Consider the following 17,603-nt stretch of genomic DNA (forward strand, 5'->3'; position numbering starts at 1 on the left):
GTATACTCGCATACTCGATGCCGTTCGTGCTGAGCTTGTCGAAGCACGAAAGCTCACGCCCTTCGACAGGGTCAGGGCGAACGGTTGGTTGTCATTCTGCAGGACTCAATACCGGCGCCTTCTCTTCACGAAAGACGACGGCAAGGTCCACAGGATGACTCCGCACACATGATATATATCATGTTATATATATTTCCTTGAAAACCTCAATCAAGGAGCTGACGTTGTCTCCTCAAGTCGTATGTCACGATGTTCCCCTGCCCATGGGAAACGCCCCACACAAACATCCGCACATCACGGGGAGGGCGCTCCTCGTCGCCCTCGCTCTGATCCTGGCCCCCGCGGCAAGTTTTTCCGGTCCCGAGAGGGTTCTGGTGGCTTCGGGGAGCTTCGGCGCGGTCGCCACCGCCAACCCGCTGGCGACCCGGGCCGCCCTGAAAATCCTCGAAAGAGGCGGAAATGCCGTCGATGCAGCGGTGGCGGCCGGATTCGTCCTGGGGGTTGTCGATCCATCCGCTTCCGGGCTCGGCGGGGACGGCTTCGCCCTGATTCGCCTTCCGGACGGCACCATCGACTCCTGGGATGGATCCGCCTGTCCCACGGCCCCGACCAGACGTTTGTCGGCGGGAACCGCCGGTCGCAGAAGAGCGGAACTCGCCTCCTCCGCGATTGGACTGCCCACCCTTCCCGGGTTGTTGCTGACCATTCGCGAGAACTACGGAACCGAACGCCTTCCTCCTCTGCTGGCGCCGGCCATCCATCTGGCACGGGAGGGATTTCCCTGCTCAGCCAACCTGGAAAAAGTCATCGCCCACAATCTTCAGCGGTTGAGGGACTCCTCTGCGGTGGAACTTTTCTACCGTGGAGAGCGCCCGATCCGCGCCGGCGAGATTCTGAAACAGAAGGCGCTGGGAGACACCCTGTGCGAACTGGCCCGGGAAGGGAAAGCCTGGTTTTACGTCGGGGCCGGTTCCCGCAAGATCCTGGAGGATATGCGCCTGCGCGGGTCGCGATATTTCGCTGAAGATCTGGCCGGATACCAACCCCGAAAGTCTCCGCCCCTCTCACTCGTCATTGGCCCCTGGCGATTGGCGGGAACACCGTTGCCGTCCTCCTCTGTTGCGGTCATGGCGCTGACCGAATCGTGGACCCGTGCCGGACTCGACCCACTCGAACACTCGCGTCTGGACGACGCCCTTCCCGTGTTGCAGAGCATTCTGCGGCTGACACGGCAACGGTTGTCGTCCTGCGCTTCCAGGCCGGACCTGTTCCTGGCCCTGAACCGCATCGGAGCGAACCGGCTTGCATCCCCCATTCCGGCGCCTCTCGTGCAGGAAGAGCCGCAGAGCGCCACCCACCTCGTTGTCTGGGACCGCAACGGAATGATCGTTTCGATGACGATGTCGCTGAGAACCCCCTTCGGAACGGGAGAATATTCGCCCCTCGGCTTTTTCTACAATTCTGATTCCCCCGCTGATGCCGCGCCCATCTCCCCACATTCCCCCATCCTGGTCTTGCGAGACGATCTTCCCGTGCTCGCCCTCGGAGGGTCGGGGGGGAACGGGATCGTGTCGATTCTCGCGGCAATCCTGGCTTCCTTCTTTCACCACCAGAACCTGCCGCGAGCCGTCAACGCCCCACGATTCTCCGCCACCGAGCAGGGCAGCGTCGTCCTGGAATGGTCTCCCCGCCTCGGAGGACTCGAGCGTATCCGGGAAAACAGGAAATCCGTGACCGTGGAAATTCCGGGGAGCGACTGGTTCGGATTGGTGTCGGGCATCGCCAGCCAGGGACGCTCCTTGCTAGCGGTGGGAGATTATCACCGAGATGGCTCTGCAGGAGCGGTCGGCCGCGATCCCGATGCTCCACGCACGTTCGTCATCGCCGCAATGGTCTATCGCGAGAGGGGCTTGGATTCCGTGGCTCTCGCGCAGCCCGTAGTCTGCCCTCGCCAGACCACCACCGACTGGAGCGGTCCCGGAGAGACGCGCCTGTTTGGAGCCAACCGAAGGCTCGCCGTCGATTTTCCTCTCCCCGGAGGAGCCCTTCTGGCAACAGCCGTTGTGACCATCCACCCGGATCTTCCGGCACATGCATCGGGAGCTTGGGACGCCCCGGAACGTTGGTCGAAGCCGCCCCGACTGGCAAGCAGGGAGCAGGAATTTCTGAAAAGAATCCCCACCGGGCTTTCTCCGCGCGCCCGTGTCGATTGGCTGATGGTCGAAATCGGCCTTCGGATTCCGTATGCGGCTGAAAAGAGCAAGATGAACGGCGAGGATCTGTTGCGGAAAGGGCGGGGAGATTGCAGTGGAAAGGCCAGGCTTTTCGAGGACATGGTGCGCTCCTTCGGGATTCCTTGCCGGCTCGTTGGAGGGGTGATTCTGAAAGAGGGTATCAACGAGAAAACCCATATCTGGAACGAGGTCTTTCTCGACGGCAAGTGGGTATCTGTTTGCACTGTGAACCATCTTTGCGGTCGTCTGCCCGCTACCTGGCTGATCCTGCGCTACGGAGACGCCGGAACCCTCGAGGATCCCGGAAAGGTTCTGTTTCGCACCAGGGAAAGGCGGCCTGGGAAGTCGCGGAAAGCCTCTGAAGGCATCCCTCACGTGACGCCGCGTGACAGGCCGGGTGGCCGATCCGGTTGACGTGAAATTCGTCCTGTTCTTGCGGCAATCCGGGGACCGGACTCGGCAATCCGACTTTGCGGGGCGCGGTTTCGAGGGGGCCAGAAGACGGGGTTCGGGGCCCCTAAACGAGTTCATTTTCGGTCTTGACAATGAATTTCGCCTGTGGTAAATTCAACTACGTTCAAAGGCTCGTGGCGCAGTTTGGTTAGCGCACCACGTTGACATCGTGGGGGTCGGCGGTTCGAGTCCGCCCGAGCCTATTTTTTATGCCCGAAACCGGTCACCCCGATTTCGGGCATTGATTTTCCCCGAAGGGTTTCATCGACGACACGCATGAAAAACAGGCAACCTCTGCTGAAAAACATCAGGATCGTCCTCGTCGAGCCGCAGGGCGCGATGAATGTGGGCTCGGTGTGCCGGGCCATGAAGAATTTCGGTCTGCGCGAGCTCGTTCTCGTGCGCCCCGGCTGCGAACTCAATCTTGACGCGATCAAGATGGCGCTGACCGCTCGAGACATTCTCGAATCGGCGAAGATCGTGCAGACGATTCCCGAGGCCGTGGCCGGAAGCCTGCTCGTGCTCGGCACGTCGAACCGCCACGGCGAGTATCACGAGCCGCACATGACGGTCCAGGAAGGCCTCGAGCGGGTCGCCCCGTGTCTGCCCGAAGGGCCGGTGTCGATCCTCTTCGGCCGCGAGGAATGGGGCCTGACGAAGGACGATTTGAAATTCTGCCAGGGAACGATGCACATCGTGACCGACCCCGAGTTCACCTCGATGAATCTGGCGCAGGCGGTTCTGCTGATCTCGTATGAGCTCTACCAGAAGTTCGGCGTCAAGCCCCCGAAGCGGATGCCCGACCCGAACAACCCGTTCGAGATGCCGCCGACGTTCGAGGAGTTGCAACGGCTGTATGACCACATGTTTTCGGTGCTGAAGATGTGCCATTTCCTGCCGACGAAGAACCCCGACGGCCTGTTCCAGTTGGTCAGGGCGTTCATCAACCGTTCGCAGGCGACCCATCGCGAAATCAATATATTGATGGGTATATTTTCGAACGTCGAGGGGTTCATGCGCATCTACGTCCATGGCCAGAAGCGCCAGAAGGACAAATCCGGCGCCCCCCCTCCCCCGTTGCCCACTTCCGCCCTCAAGCGGATGGCCGCGAAGCTCGCTTCACCAAAGCCCCCCGAACCTGACGACGGGAAGAACGAGTGACCTGATGCCGGACCACGCGACCCCGCTCTGCATCGAAGCTCGAGGCCTGTGCCGAAGCTTCGACGTCAGGCTGAAGGCGGAAGGGCTGAAAGCCAGCATTGAGGCGTTTTTCCGGCCCCGCATCGAGACGATCGACGCGGTGAGCGGACTCGACATGCTGATCGAACCGGGCGAGATCGTCGGCTTCCTCGGCCCGAACGGCGCCGGCAAGACGACGACGCTGAAGATGTTCTCCGGGCTGATCCCGCCGACCGCTGGGTCCGTGCGGGTGCTGGGGTTCGACCCCTTCCGCCGCGACCATGCCTTTCTGCGGAACATCTCGCTCGTGATGGGCCAGAAGCAGAACCTCTGGTGGGACCTCCCGCCCGCGGAGACGCTGGCCATTCATCGAGAACTCTACGGCCTCACGGCATCCGAGTTCGAAACCAGGCGCGACGAACTGGTCGAGATGCTTGGAATCCGCGACTGTCTCGAGATCCAGGCTCGCAAGCTCTCGCTCGGACAACGCATGCGGTGCGAGCTGGCCGTTTCCCTTCTGCATCGGCCCGCAGTCCTGTTCCTCGACGAGCCGACGATCGGACTCGATATCCTGATGCAAAAGCGCATCCGCACGTTCCTTCTCGAGTATCACGAGCGGTTCCGGCCGACGGTTCTTCTGACCTCGCACTACATGGAAGACGTCGCCGCCCTCGCCCGCCGCGTCATCGTCATCAACCGCGGCGTCAAGGTGTTCGACGGCTCCCTCGGCGAACTCGCGAAGAAAACGCGCGCCGACCGCATCCTCCAGGTCACGTTCGACGCCGTTCCGGAACACTTCTCGCCCGAGCGATACGGCAAACTTCTCTCGCATGACGGGTCACGCTTTTCGATCCTCGTTCCGCGAGACCAGTCACCCGCCCTTGCGGCGGAGCTCTACTCCACCGGCCACGTCAACGACCTCACGATCGAGGAGCCTCCCCTCGAGGAGGCGATCTCGCCCCTTTTCACCTGACGTTTATCCCGTATGCATCGCGATCCGCCCGAAATACCGGGATGAAGGAAGGAGAGCGCGAAAACCGCGATTATCTGATATACTGGAGTATCTTTCGGAGGTAGCGAATGAAGAAGATTCTGACGGTTGTTCTGGGCGTGTTTCTGTGCTCGACGCTTTTCGGCGCGACGCTCGACGAGGGCGTTGCGGCGCATCAGAGAGGCGATTACCAGACGGCCGCGAAGATCCTTCGCGAACTGGCCGAAGACGGGGACGTGCTGGCCCAGTTCATCCTCGGGGGCATGTATTCCGACGGAAAAGGGATGGCCCAGGATCACGGCGAGGCATTCTTCTGGCTGACTCTTGCGAGCAGGCGCGCCTCCACAGCCGATCTTCAGACCTTCATCGGGAAATGCCTCGACATCACGTCTGCCAAACTGACCCAGGACAAGCGGGACGAGATTCAGACCCGATGCACGAAATGGGAGGAGGAGTTCGCGAAAAAGCACCCCGCCTGCCCAGCCGACGTCCACCAGCATGAAGACGGGCATCAGCACAACGAATAATCGATCCGTGCTCGACGGATTCGCCACGATCGATTCCGAACGACCGGCAGAAACGATTGGGATGTTGTCCGCAAGGTGAACCCCCGAGGCGATTTTTCCCGATGGATTGCCGTCTCGAGGAAACTGGCGGGGTCGTATCTTCAGATGGCGCTCGCGTATCGCGGCATGATGGTCATATGGGGATTCCAAATGTTGCTGATGCCGAGCGTTCTTCTGTTGGCCTGGCTTTCCGTCGGGAAATCCGGCGGGTCGATGTATGCGGACAGCGACTATTTTTTGTATTATCTTTCGATGCCGTTCGTCATGAACCTGACGGAATGCTGGACCGTATATACCTTTCCCGAGCAGGTCCGCGACGGTTCGCTCAGCCGCACCCTGTTGAAGCCGGTGCATCCTCTCTGGCTGCACGTCCTCGAGAATGTCACCCACAAGGCGATCCAGCTGATGATTCTCCTGGTCCCGCTCTCCGTGCTCGTCTGGGTGTTTCGCGCGCAGCTTCCCCCGCTCGAACTCGGTGCGGCGAAGATCGCCGGGATAGCGGCAGTTCTCGCACTTGCGGCGGCGCTCCGGTTCATCCAGTCCACAACCCTCGCGATGACGGGATTCTGGATCGAGCACGTCGAGACGCTCAATCTCGTCCTGAACCAGGGCGTCTGGGCGCTGCTGGGCGGCATGATCGTCCCGGTCGAGACGTTTCCCGGGCCGATCAGAACGCTCGCGCACCTGCTTCCCTACCGGTATTCGCTCAGCTTCCCGATCGAGGTCCTTCGCGGCGGGCTGACAACGGTCGAAACGCTGAAAGGCCTGTGCATCGCGACTGGCTGGATATTCGCCTTCCTGCTGCTCGGCCGGCATCTCTGGAGGCGGGGGCTGAAGACCTTCACCGCCTATGGAGGCTGACCCGGCATGCGACGCCATACGGGAATCATTCTCCAGTTCTGGAAAGCGCATCTCGTCCAGGCTCTTGAATACCGCACCAGTTTCGCGTTCGGCATCATCGCGAACGGTCTCGACTTCGTGTTCGGGCTTCTGCAATACTGCCTGTTCTTCACCGTCGCCGACGCAATCGCCGATTGGGACATGCCCCGCATGCTGGCGTTCTACGCCGTGTTCATGACGATCTTTTCCCTTCATTTCATCCTGTTGTATCCGAATCTCGACGCGATCGGCCGCTTCGTAAACACCGGGCAACTCGATCTGGTGCTGACGAAGCCGGTCTCGCCGCAGGCCCTGCTCTCCTTCCGAAGCCTTTCGTTCGAGGAGTTCGGCAGTCTCCTCGCAGCCCTGGGTCTTCTCGCCTGGCTGCTTGCAAGCGGTCGCATCGCGTTCTCGCCGACCCGCATGCTGATGTTCGTCATCGCGATCGCGTGCAGCCTGAGCCTCATTTACTGCATGTTCCTTTTTTTCATGAGCCTCGCCATCCGGATTGAAAAGATCCAGAACATGTCGGAACTGCTCTGGAGCGTCTTCAGTCTCTGCCGGTATCCCGCCGATATTTACCCCCGCGCGGCGCGCTGGGTCTTCTACGTGGTCCTGCCCATCGCCTTCGTGACGACCGTGCCCGCCCGTGCGATTTCGGCCGGTGAGGCTCCCGAGATCCTGCTTCTCGGCTGCGCCCTGACGGTCACTCTCGTTGCCGCATCCGTCCTCTTCTGGCGTCGTTCTCTCGCCGGCTATACCTCGGCGGGCGGTTGACCGCGGATTTCCGAAAGAGTATGATTTTTTGGGGCATACGGATCTTCTGGGAGATATAATATATGGCTAAGAATGCTAAGTCGCAGAACCTGTCCATCATGATGACGGACATCCAGGGCTACTCGACGACCGCCGCGACCAGTTCCCGCAACGAGATCATCGCCCTGATCAGACGGCACAACCAGTTGATGGTTCCCGTCATCGAGTTTTACGGCGGAACCATCATCAAGTCGATCGGAGACGCGTTTCTCTGCACGTTCGTCAGCGCGACCGACGCCGTCATCTGCGCCATCATCATCCAGCTGCTGCTTCGCGAATACAACCAGCGCCAGAAAGATGAAAGCCAGAAGCTCAACCTCCGCGTCGTCGTCCATTCCGGCGACGTCTCGATCGAGGGAAACGACATTTTCGGCGACGCCGTGAACGTGACGGCGCGGATCGAAGGACTCCCCTGCTTCCCGGGCGGTTCGATCGGCATCAGCGAGATCACCTACATGCTGATGGATAAAAATGAGATCGCCGTCGAGAAGCTCGGCCCGCAAACCCTGAAGGGCATACCGAACCCGGTCACGGTCTACTCCGTACCCCTCGAGAAACAGAAACTCACGACCCTGCCGACCCACCTGCTCGAGCTGGTCGAGAAAGTCGTGGCGGGCCGAGCAGAATCGTCGGGCATCGCCGGCTCGACCGCGGAGTGGCAAAAATCGATCGTGAAGTTCCTCCAGGAAAAAAACTGGGGCGACAACCTCGGCAAGGTCCAGAAGCAAATCGGCCAGAACATCGGCCAAGTCCAGACGAAGCTCGTGCAGACGTTCGGCCAGAAGACGGTGCTCGAACAGGGAAAAGGCCGCGCGTTCTCCGATGCTTCCCTGGGGGTTCGGGTAAAATGCTTCCTCATCGACCTCGTGATCCTGGCCGTCCTCACTGCGATTCTCTGGATCGGCTGGTGGCCTTTGCAGCGCATCGTGTATGGTTCTAGATCGATCGACTGGAACGCCTTCTCCAAATTGCGGGGGAACTCATCGAGCCTGTACGACTACGATGCCGACACCGGGGAATACAGACGCAAGCAGGGCACCCTCGAATGGATCGTCGATCTCAACGTCCGGGCGCCGATCGCCCTGTACATTCTATACTTTGCAATATTCTGGCGTATGAAAAGCGCCTCCCCCGGTCAGATCGCCGGCCACTCGGCCGTCATCATGGCCGACGGGCGGCCGCCGACGCTGGCGGAAGCGCTCAAACGCGCAACGATTTTCGTTTTCACCCTGATCCCCTTCGGGATCGGCGGCCTGGCGATTTTCTTCGGGAACAGGCAGACCCTCTGGGACAAGTTCTGCTCTTCACGCGTCGTCGAGTGACCCCCGCCGGAGCGGAACCGGTCATTTCCCGGCCGTCGTCGAAGCGATCTCGTCTTTCGGAAGCCGGCCTTCGGCTTCGAGTTTCGCTTTGCGCCTCAGGCGGGCGCCGTCGAGAATCGGCTTCCAGTTCAGGGTGAGGCGGTCTTCCCGAATGATGCCCCTCACGATATACGACGGCCGCACTTCGATCTCGATTTTATCGTCGTTCCTGCGGAAAATGAACCCTCGCCGCGCCGCGATGGCGCCGAAGAAATTGCAGGCCTGCTCCGGCGCCGCCTCGAGCCGAAGCTCGGCGTGGCCCCTCAACTCGTCGTCGGCCGGCGTCAACCTGATCCCGAACGGCGGAACGTCGATATACCGCACCATCTCCCCGTCAAAGAGGTTGATATAATATCGCTCCTGGTACCGGTGGTATCCGAACCAGAGCCCAATCCCCCCGACGATGATCAACAGCAGCAGAAACAGCCCCTGACCGCGTCTCAAATTCCAACATTTCATCGTTTCCATAGGAAAACACCGTACTACATCACACCTGCGGATGCAAGCCCGTATCGCCCTTCTCCGATAAAGCGCCGGCCGGCATCACTCTGATGCCGGCCGGCGTTGATGAACGGTCGCGGAAAGGTCAGCGGGCTCTTTTGAGGATGACGGCCTTGCGGGAGGGGACATTGTAGGTGCCCTTGGCGGTGTAGAGTCCCTTGTCGTTCACCTTCTCGCCGTCGCAGATGACGGTCCAGTCGTCGGCGCCGGGGAGGTTGAAGGTGATCCAGTCGCCGGGGTCGGTGTTGAACAGCACCAGCAGGTCGGTCTTGCCCTTCAGCAGGTAGCCGAGACCGCGGCTGTTGGCGGGCTGGAGCCACTCGATGTTCTGGCTGTTGAGGGCGACGGCGTGCCGGAAATTCTCGTATTTCATGCGCAGGCCGATCAGACCTTTGTAGAACTCGTAGATGTCGGCATTTTTCTTCTTGTCGCCCCAGTTGATCCAGTTGATCTCGTTGTCCTGGTCGTAGGAGTTGTCGTTGCCCTTCTTGGAGCGCATGAACTCCTGGCCCTGATGGATCATCGGGATGCCCTGCGCCGTGAGAAGCGCGACGGCGCCGAGTCGGAAGCGGTCCTTGTCCATTTTCAGCAGGTCGGACAGGACGGCGCCGTCATGGCACTCGATGTAGTTCACGCTCTCGGTCGGCTTGGCGGTCCACCAGAAGCAGGTGCCGGCGAGCACGGTCATGACCGAATTGCGGTCGCCGTTGCCGCTGATGAAGGCGCGGATCTGCTCGCGGAAGTCGTCGTTCCACTTGCCGAGTTTCGTGTTGCGGAAGTCGCTCTTGCCCCACTGATTGCGCTTCCAGTCGGCGGCCCAGGGCTCTGCGACGATGATCGCCGATTCCGGCAGTTCACTCATGATCGCCGACATCGTCTCCTTGTCGAGAATCGTGCCGAGATCGAATCGGAAGCCGTCGACGTGGTACTCTCGCATCCAGTATTTGAGACTGTCGAGAATGTATTTGCGGGTCATCGGGTTGTCGGAGCGGAACTCGTTCCCGCAGCCGGTGCCGTTCCAGTAGAACCGCTTGTCGTCGCACAGCCGGTAGTAGCCGGGGTTGTCGAGGCCCTTGAACAGGAAGGGAATCCCCTTCTCGTTGCCCTCGGCGGTGTGGTTGTAGACGACGTCCATGATGACGGCGATGCCGGCCTTGTGAAGACCGTTCACCATCTGTTTGAACTCGCGGATGCCCTCGCCGTTCTTGCCGGTCGCGTAGGCGCACTCGGGGGCGAAGAAGTGGCTCGTCATGTAGCCCCAGTGGTTCGGGTGGCCGGCGAAGTTGTTGTCGAACTCCTGGCAGGGAAGCAGTTCGACGGCGTTGACGCCGAGGTCCTGGAGGTGGCCGAGCACCTTGTCGGTGCCGAGCCCCTCGAGCATGCCGAGGTAGGTTCCGCGCTTCTCGCCTTCGACTCCGGAAGACGAATGAGCGGTCGTGTCCTTCACGTGCATTTCATAGATAACAATATCTTTTGCGGCAGGCGTTTTGAAACCCTGGTCGGTCCAGGTGAATTTGTGCATCTGAGGCCCCACGACGATGCTCTTCCCGTCGTGATCCACGTTCGCAAACGCGTAGGGATCGGAAATCAGACGCTTGGGATCGAACAGGTGGCCGTCGGTCGTCGGCCCCGTGAGGGTGTAAGCGTAGTAACTCCCCGACAGGTCCTTGTCGATCGTATACCGCCAGACGCCGTCGTCGAACTTCTTCATCGGGTACGCAGTGCCGGTCCTGTCGTCGGCTTTTTTGAACAGAACGACGTTCACCGCCGTCGCCGCCGGGGAATACACCTCGAAACTGGTCTTGCCGTTCACGACCTCGCTGCCAAGCAGGTCCTGGGGAATGGCCGAGCGTGCCCCCCCCGTCCGGGCCGCCGTTCTCGCGGGTCGCTGAGCGCGTTCCGGGGCGACGTTCGAGCGAAACCTGGCGTCTGAGATCAGACCGCGGACTTCATCGAGAGAGGTGCGGTACGCCGGGCTCTCGCTCCGGGCGAGAAAATCGAGACGCTGTTCGAGGAATGCCAGGCCCTGACGGAAGGCTTTCATTTCGGAGGCGTTCGAAGCGCGACCGCCATACTGGCGAAACAGATCGAGGGTTTCCTTCGCGGACTCGGGGGTGTCGACGCCGCGCATCAGACGCTTCAACTGGTCGGCGCTTTCGTTCTCGCGCGCAACGGCGCCGAGGCCGGCCTCACTTTCGGTTCCTTCGGAACGGACCGTGCTCTGCGCGGTATGCGAGTCGCGCGCAAGCCTGTCGAGGGACTGGATCAGCGAAACTGCGTCATCGCCGTACACCATGGCCGACGAGGCCAGCAGACAGGCGGTGAAGAACGACATCCAACGGTTCGAGCGTGGTCTGAAAGACATCTTGAGCGCCCCCTCCGAAAAAAATCTCAGATGATTCGTCAATTATACCGACTTTTCCCCGGGGTCCGGAAGAGGACGCCGGCGAGGGTCTCAGCGGGATTCCCCACCGCGATACTTCGCCGGATCGATTCCGAGGCGTTTTAGCCGGTCGTACAGCGTGCGTCGTGGCAGATCAAGTTCGCGCGCTGCGGCTACGACATTTCCATGGGAATGCCTGAGAGCCTCGACGATCATGGTTCGCTCTGAGTCGTCGAGGCGGGTGTCGATGGGGCCGCATCCCGGCGCCGGAGCCGGCCTCGTGCCACCCGCAGGGAGAAGCAGGTCATCGGGCGTTATCATCCCGTCCTCGTCGATGACGGCGGCGCGTTCGAGCACATTTTTCAATTCCCGGATGTTTCCCGGCCAGTCGAGGCCGCGCAGAAGGGTCAGAGCGTCACGGGAGATGCCGAGTTGTTTCCTGCCATGGGCCGCGGCAATTTCCGACAGCAGGTGGCCGGCGAGGGCCGGGATGTCGTCGGGGCGTTCCCGAAGCGGCGGCAGATGGATCGGGAAGACGTTGATACGGTAGTAGAGATCCGGGCGGAACCGGCCCTGCGCGGCCATTCCCGCGAGATCCTTGTTCGTGGCCGATACGAGACGCACGTCGACTCGAACGGGCTTGACGCCGCCGACGCGCTCGATTTCCTGCTCCTGGAGGACGCGAAGGAGCTTCGCCTGGATTTCCGGGGGGATTTCAGCAACCTCGTCGAGGAACAGGGTGCCGCCCGACGCGACCTCGAACTTGCCGAGTTTTCTCGCATCGGCGCCCGTAAATGCCCCTTTTTCATGGCCAAACAGCTCGGATTCGAGGAGGGTCCCCTGCAGATTGGCGCAGTTTACGGCGACGAAGGGCTTTTCCTTGCGGGAGCTGTTGAGATGGATGGCACGTGCGACGAGCTCTTTTCCCGTGCCGGTCTCACCGGTAATCAGCACCGTCGTCGAAAGGGCGGCGACGCGGCGGATCAGGTCTTTCACGATGCGCATCGCGGGGTTGGAGGCGATGAAGGTTTCGGTGTCGGGGCCACGCGGGGCCGAGAGCCCGGCCAGCCGCGACATGCGGGCGGCGTTTTCGGTAAGCGAGAGGATGTTCTGGAGCTTCGCATCCTCGACCGGCTTGACGAGGAAATCGAACGCGCCTTTCTTCATCGCCTCGACGGCCGTGTCGATCGTGCCGTAGGCCGTCAGGATGACGATGCGGGCATCGGGCCTCATCTCGAGGCCTCGCTTGAGCAAGGTCAGACCGTCGATGCCGGGCATGCGCAGGTCGAGAAGGGTAAGCCCGAACTCCTCGGCTTCGAATGCCGCCAAGCCCATCACGGGATCGGTGCGGTACACCGCCTCGTGCCCGCGGCTCGCAAGCAGTTCGGCGAGGTTTTCCGCCTGCTGCCGGTCATCATCGACGATCAGGATTCGCATGTATCCCAGTGTAGCACACTCGCACAGCACCGATCATCTTCTCGGGCAGGGATTACACATGCATCATTCGCCATCACGGTCTCGTCGCGATGCGTTCTATCGAGTTCTGCAGCATTCCTCCCGGTCGCCCTGGGATTGTCGAAGGGCGAGAGCCTTTCGTGCTTCGACAGGCTCAGCACGAACGGAACCATGAAACAGACTTCCGTCATGCAGGAATCAATGAAGCCGGCACGCCGTGTTGCCGGCCTTGCTTTCACCCGATGGGGAGGGTGACGACGAAGCGGTTGCCGGCGTCGGCGGGTTCGACCCAGGCGCGGCCGCCCATCATGAGGATGAACTGGCGGACGAGGTAGAGGCCGAGTCCGGAGCCGGGAATGTCGGTGCCGCTGTCGCCGCGGTAGAACTTTTCGAAAATCTTCTCGCGGTCCGGAGCGGGAATGATGGGGCCGCAGCTTTCGACGGCGATGCGTATCGCGTCGATTTCCTCTATGATATGAATCCGTATTATACTTTTAGGAATTGCGTATTTCACGGCGTTCACCAGGAGGTTGTCGAGAATGCGCTCGAGGAGATACGGGTCGTGGGAAACGGGCGGCGTCTCGGGGAGATCGAGTTCGACGGAAAGGTCGCGGGCGGCGGCCAGGGGGCGGATGCGCCCGACGGTCATGGTGACGACGGAGGTGATCTGGCCGAGTTCGACGCGGGCGGCGAGGTCTTCCGACTGGAGGCGGGTGAGGTCGAGGGCGTTCTTCGTCATGCGGCCCAGTTCGGCGATCTCGACGGCCATCTCCTCGAACCGCCTGCGGATATCATCGGGCAGGCGTTCTGCCGAGCGTTCGATGAGGTTCACCTGGCCGGTAAGCCGCGCGAGCGGGGTTCGCAGTTCGTGCGACACGAGCGCCAGGAAGGTGCTCTTCAGCGTTCCGAGTTCCTCGAGATTCCTGTTCGCGCGCTCGAGCTCCTGGTTCTTGACCTCCATCTCGTTGAAGACGTCGGCGATCTTGCGCGCGATGAGGACGAACAGCACGAAGGCGGCGCCGGCGAGCACGAGACCGATCGTCCAGACCATTGCGCGCCAGGATTCGAGCCGGGTGTAGAACGAGCGGCGGGTCTGGTAGGCGACGCGCAGTCCCTGATCCGTCGGAACGATCCAGAGGATACCGGGCCCGGGACTCGCGATGCCGGTTTCGATCCCGTATTCGGTTTCTGACGCATAGGTCGAACGGAGATTGAGAAGCGTTTCGGCGTCGAGGGCGGCCGGCCATTCCCCGGCGATACGCCTCAACTCGAGCGTTGCCGTCGAAAGCAGGGAGCATGCGTAGGATTTCTGAGCTGCGAGGCCCCCTTCCAGGGGAAGGTTCCGGAGTGCCGACGCGCGCTGTTCATGGAGGCCTACGCGCATCCGCTCGAGGATCGAGTCGGACGTCCAGAGGATGATCGCAAGCACGGCAGCCGGCAGAAATCCCATGAACAGCATGAGACCGATCTGCCGCACCTGTCCGTTCATCGTCAGGCTTCAGTCGCCTCGGCGGCCTCCGGAGACGGTTCCTGGTCGAGAGTGGAGAGGCCGTCGATGCGGGCAAACCGCCAGGTCAGGAAGACGGTGCCGAGCGCGCAGATCGTGTAGACGGCTGCGATACCGAGATTGTCGGCAAGGGCCCCGGCCGCTGCCATGGCGATCGGGATCAGCGAGAAGCTGAGGACCTCAACGAAGGCGAAGAAGCGCCCTTTCATCTCCGGATCGACCGTGCGCTGGAACAGGGTGAGGACAGCCACGTTGACCGCCGTGAAACACCCGCCGAGCAGGAAAAGACCGACAAGATAGAGGGAAAAAAACGGGTTGTACGCGAAGAAGGCGAACAGCAGGCCCGACATCCCCAGAACCCTTACGAGCAGGATGGATGTCCGCATGCCCGCGAACAGCCGTACGAAGGCAAGACCGGTCACCACGGAGCCGAGCGCGAGAACGCCTTCGCTGAAACCGAGTTCGAACGCGTCGAGGGCGAAGACGTTTCTGATCGAAAGCGGCAGGAGAACGACGATCGGCACGGCAAACAGGTTCAGGCCGCCGAAACCGATCAGGATGTCACGCAAGACGCGATTGTCGCGAACGTAGCGGAAACCGGCGGCGAGCTGGGCAAGCACGCCCTCCTGCCCTGACTGCGCGGCCCTCGGGGCCATTCTCATGACGACGACGCAGATCGAGGAGAGAACCAGGCAACCGGCATGCGCGACGAACGCCTCGGCCACCGACCAGCGGGCGATGATCGCGCCCCCGATGGCGGGCCCCGCCAGCTTTGATATATCTCTTACTATTGTATGAAGCGCCATCGCCTCCTCGATCTTTTCCGGCGGAACGACGCGCGGAATGACCGTGAGGGTCGTCGGGCTGTGAAAGACGCCGGCGGCGGCGAGCGTGCCGCACATGGCCAGCAGGAGCGGTATCGACAAGTGGTCCTGCCAGGCCGTCACGGCAACGGCGCCGACGAGGCAGGCGCGAAACAGATCGGCGCCGATCAGCAGGAGTTTGGCCGGGAGCCTGTCGGCGAGCGTTCCGGCGAACGGCCCGATCAGCACGGCGGGCAGGAAGCTGACGCTCATGATGAAGCCGACCGTCGTTCCCGAGCCGGTTTTGCTGATGACCCACCAGATCATCGCCGTCTGCATGATGCCCTCGCCGATGAAAGAGACGAGTTGGGCAAGCCACAACAGGCCGAAATTTCGCTGCTTTGTCAGAATCTCGAGAACCATTATTCCTCATTATGTCCGATCATTCCCGCAAACACAACCCCGGGGAGAAGGATTTCAGGCTTGAGACGAAAAGAGCCGGTTATCCGCAGATGCCGCAGATTGGACAGATGAACGAAGGACGGACCTGGATAGACACAGCAGAAAGAACCCCCTCAGAACGAGACAGCCCCCCGGAAGCCGGGAGGCTGTCGCCGATGAATTCGTTTTCGGTCAGTCGACACTGAGGTGGATGACGGTGCCTCCGTCGTCCTGGCCTTCGACCTTGATAACTTTCAGGACTCCGGACTTGGCGGTCTTGAACCGCTCCTGCAACATGAGCAGGTCTTTATCGTAGTTCTTGGGATTGACGCCGAACATGACCAACTCGGTCGAGAAGCGCTGGACCATGCGGCGGACATCCTCGATGTCGCTCGCCGTGAGGTTGCATTTCCGTATGACGCGGGTGACGTTGGGCGACTGGGCGATTTCTATGATCGAGCGGGCCATCTCCTCGACGAGCCGCACCCCGATATACTTGTCCATCGGTCGAAGCTTCGCATTGTTCCGCGACGTGTAGGTTTTCAGCCACCCCTTTTCGTTGATGGTATCGATGATGGTCAGCAGTTCATCGTTTTTTTCGATCTTGGGCGAGGGGTTGGCATTCCACTGGATGAGGCTCCGCGCCGACGACAGCTTGAGCTTCTCCTTCGGCTTCGTCACCGGCTCGGTATTCGGAGGAATCCGAAGCGACAGCGTCACCGACTTGTCGGCGGCGGCCCGTTCCGGCACGGGAATCGTGATGGTGGAATCGGCATTGACGGAATACGAGAACATTCCGGCCAGGATGCCGACCACGCCGAACGGGACGAGCAGCTTCAAGCCGGGAAAAAAGCCTTTCATGGAAAACCTCCGTTGTCCGTCGATAAGGACTGCGCTCACCCTCATCGGCAGGAATCGGGGTTTCCTTTATACGGGAAGCTCGAGGAGGTCGTTGGGAGTGGCCGTGAGCCGTTCGGGAACGTCGTCGACCCGGTAGACGTCCTCTATCCGCACGCCGCCCCACCCGGGCAGGTAGATGCCGGGTTCGACCGTCAGCACCATGCCGGTTTTGATCGTGTCGTTGCACTTCGTTGAAAAGGCCGGCATCTCGTGGATATCGAGGCCGAGCGAGTGGCCGAGCCCGTGGCCGAAATGATCCCCGTATCCCTTCGATGCAATATGGTCGCGGGCGAGCTTGTCGACGTCGAAGCCGGTCACGCCGGGCCTGATGCCGGCGATGGCGCGCTTCTGGGCTTCGAGAACGATGCCGTAGACCTCGCGGAATTTTTTATCGGCCTTGCCGACGAAGACGGTGCGGGTCATGTCGGAGTGGTAGCCGTTCCAGATCGCGCCGAAATCGATCTTCACCATCTCGCCGGCTTTGATCTTCCGGTCGGTCGGGTGGGCGTGCGGACAGGAGGAGCGTTCGCCGGATGCGATGATCGTCGCGAAGCTGGGGCCTTCCGAGCCTTCCATCCGCATGATGTATTCGAGGCGGGCGGCGATCTCGGTTTCGCGCTTTCCCGGCTTGATGAACCGCAGAAGTTTTTTGAAGCTGCGATCCGAGATGGAAAACGCCTTGCGGAGTTCCTTCAGTTCCTCATCTCCCTTGACCTGGCGGACGCCCTCGATGATGCCCTTCGTCGTGGTCAGTTTTCCCTTGAACTTGTCCCGGAAGGTTTCGTATGTGGCGAGCGTCAGGGTCGATTCGACGCCGAGGCCGGCGACACGGGATTTTTCGAGGTATTCGAGCACGGCCTCGCTGGAAGAGGTCTTGAAGACGACGATCTCGGCAGAGCGGCCGACTTCGTTTTCCGACTGTTCCTGATATCGGAAATCGGTGAAGAACAGGGATTTTTTGCGTTCGAGGAGGAGAACGCCCGAAGAGCCCGTGAAGCCCGTCAGATACCGGACATTCGACAAATTCGTCACCAACATCGCGTCGATCTGGGCGGGGAACGCCTCAACGACGGCCTGCTGCCGTTCGAGACAGGGATTTTTTTTCATCGCTTCTTCTCCTTGAGCAGATCTTCT

General features: G+C 61.0%; 14 protein-coding genes and 1 tRNA gene. 8 read left to right on the forward strand and 7 right to left on the reverse strand.

All coding sequences use genetic code 11. From position 1 onward, the window contains the following. The first annotated feature begins 263 nt into the window (after positions 1-263). The 8 genes from PLU72_07905 (at position 264) to PLU72_07940 (ending at position 8,440) form a co-directional block, all read left to right on the forward strand. Entirely contained in the window at positions 264-2,648 is a 2,385-nt protein-coding gene (locus PLU72_07905; GenBank protein ID HOT28100.1) for a gamma-glutamyltransferase, read from the forward strand. A gap of 167 nt (positions 2,649-2,815) precedes the next feature. Beyond that, positions 2,816-2,890 (forward strand) — tRNA-Val (locus tag PLU72_07910). Between the two features lie 73 nt (positions 2,891-2,963). Beyond that, on the forward strand, positions 2,964-3,848 hold the full coding sequence (locus PLU72_07915) for an RNA methyltransferase (GenBank protein ID HOT28101.1): 885 nt from the start codon (positions 2,964-2,966) through the stop codon (positions 3,846-3,848). Positions 3,849-3,852: 4 nt separating this feature from the next. Then, positions 3,853-4,839 (forward strand): ATP-binding cassette domain-containing protein, encoded by a 987-nt coding sequence (locus PLU72_07920; GenBank protein ID HOT28102.1) that lies wholly within the window; start codon positions 3,853-3,855, stop codon positions 4,837-4,839. 107 nt (positions 4,840-4,946) lie between these two features. Further along, complete coding sequence (locus tag PLU72_07925) at positions 4,947-5,384, forward strand: hypothetical protein (protein HOT28103.1); 438 nt, start codon at positions 4,947-4,949, stop codon at positions 5,382-5,384. Positions 5,385-5,459: 75 nt separating this feature from the next. Next, complete coding sequence (locus tag PLU72_07930; GenBank protein ID HOT28104.1) at positions 5,460-6,284, forward strand: ABC-2 family transporter protein; 825 nt, start codon at positions 5,460-5,462, stop codon at positions 6,282-6,284. Between the two features lie 6 nt (positions 6,285-6,290). Next, on the forward strand, positions 6,291-7,079 hold the full coding sequence (locus PLU72_07935) for an ABC-2 family transporter protein (protein HOT28105.1): 789 nt from the start codon (positions 6,291-6,293) through the stop codon (positions 7,077-7,079). Between the two features lie 62 nt (positions 7,080-7,141). After that, complete coding sequence (locus PLU72_07940) at positions 7,142-8,440, forward strand: adenylate/guanylate cyclase domain-containing protein (GenBank protein ID HOT28106.1); 1,299 nt, start codon at positions 7,142-7,144, stop codon at positions 8,438-8,440. 21 nt (positions 8,441-8,461) lie between these two features. Here PLU72_07940 and PLU72_07945 read toward each other — a convergent pair whose 3' ends face one another. From PLU72_07945 to PLU72_07975, 7 genes are all read right to left on the reverse strand, one after another. After that, on the reverse strand, positions 8,462-8,923 hold the full coding sequence (locus tag PLU72_07945; GenBank protein HOT28107.1) for a hypothetical protein: 462 nt from the start codon (positions 8,921-8,923) through the stop codon (positions 8,462-8,464). Positions 8,924-9,065: 142 nt separating this feature from the next. Continuing rightward, positions 9,066-11,345 carry an alpha-amylase family glycosyl hydrolase gene (locus PLU72_07950; protein HOT28108.1) on the reverse strand — a complete coding sequence of 760 codons (2,280 nt, stop codon included), beginning with the start codon at positions 11,343-11,345 and terminating at the stop codon, positions 9,066-9,068. A 90-nt stretch (positions 11,346-11,435) separates the two neighbouring features. Continuing rightward, entirely contained in the window at positions 11,436-12,800 is a 1,365-nt protein-coding gene (locus PLU72_07955; protein HOT28109.1) for a sigma-54 dependent transcriptional regulator, read from the reverse strand. 253 nt (positions 12,801-13,053) lie between these two features. After that, entirely contained in the window at positions 13,054-14,307 is a 1,254-nt protein-coding gene (locus PLU72_07960) for an ATP-binding protein (protein HOT28110.1), read from the reverse strand. Positions 14,308-14,309: 2 nt separating this feature from the next. Further along, a complete protein-coding gene (locus PLU72_07965; protein HOT28111.1) occupies positions 14,310-15,551 on the reverse strand; it encodes an MFS transporter in 1,242 nt (413 codons plus the stop codon). Positions 15,552-15,761: 210 nt separating this feature from the next. Beyond that, on the reverse strand, positions 15,762-16,430 hold the full coding sequence (locus tag PLU72_07970) for a hypothetical protein (protein ID HOT28112.1): 669 nt from the start codon (positions 16,428-16,430) through the stop codon (positions 15,762-15,764). A 66-nt stretch (positions 16,431-16,496) separates the two neighbouring features. After that, positions 16,497-17,576 (reverse strand): Xaa-Pro peptidase family protein, encoded by a 1,080-nt coding sequence (locus PLU72_07975; GenBank protein HOT28113.1) that lies wholly within the window; start codon positions 17,574-17,576, stop codon positions 16,497-16,499. Positions 17,577-17,603 lie beyond the last annotated feature (27 nt).

The organism is Candidatus Ozemobacteraceae bacterium (assembly GCA_035373905.1).
Lineage (GTDB): Bacteria > Muiribacteriota > Ozemobacteria > Ozemobacterales > Ozemobacteraceae > MWAR01.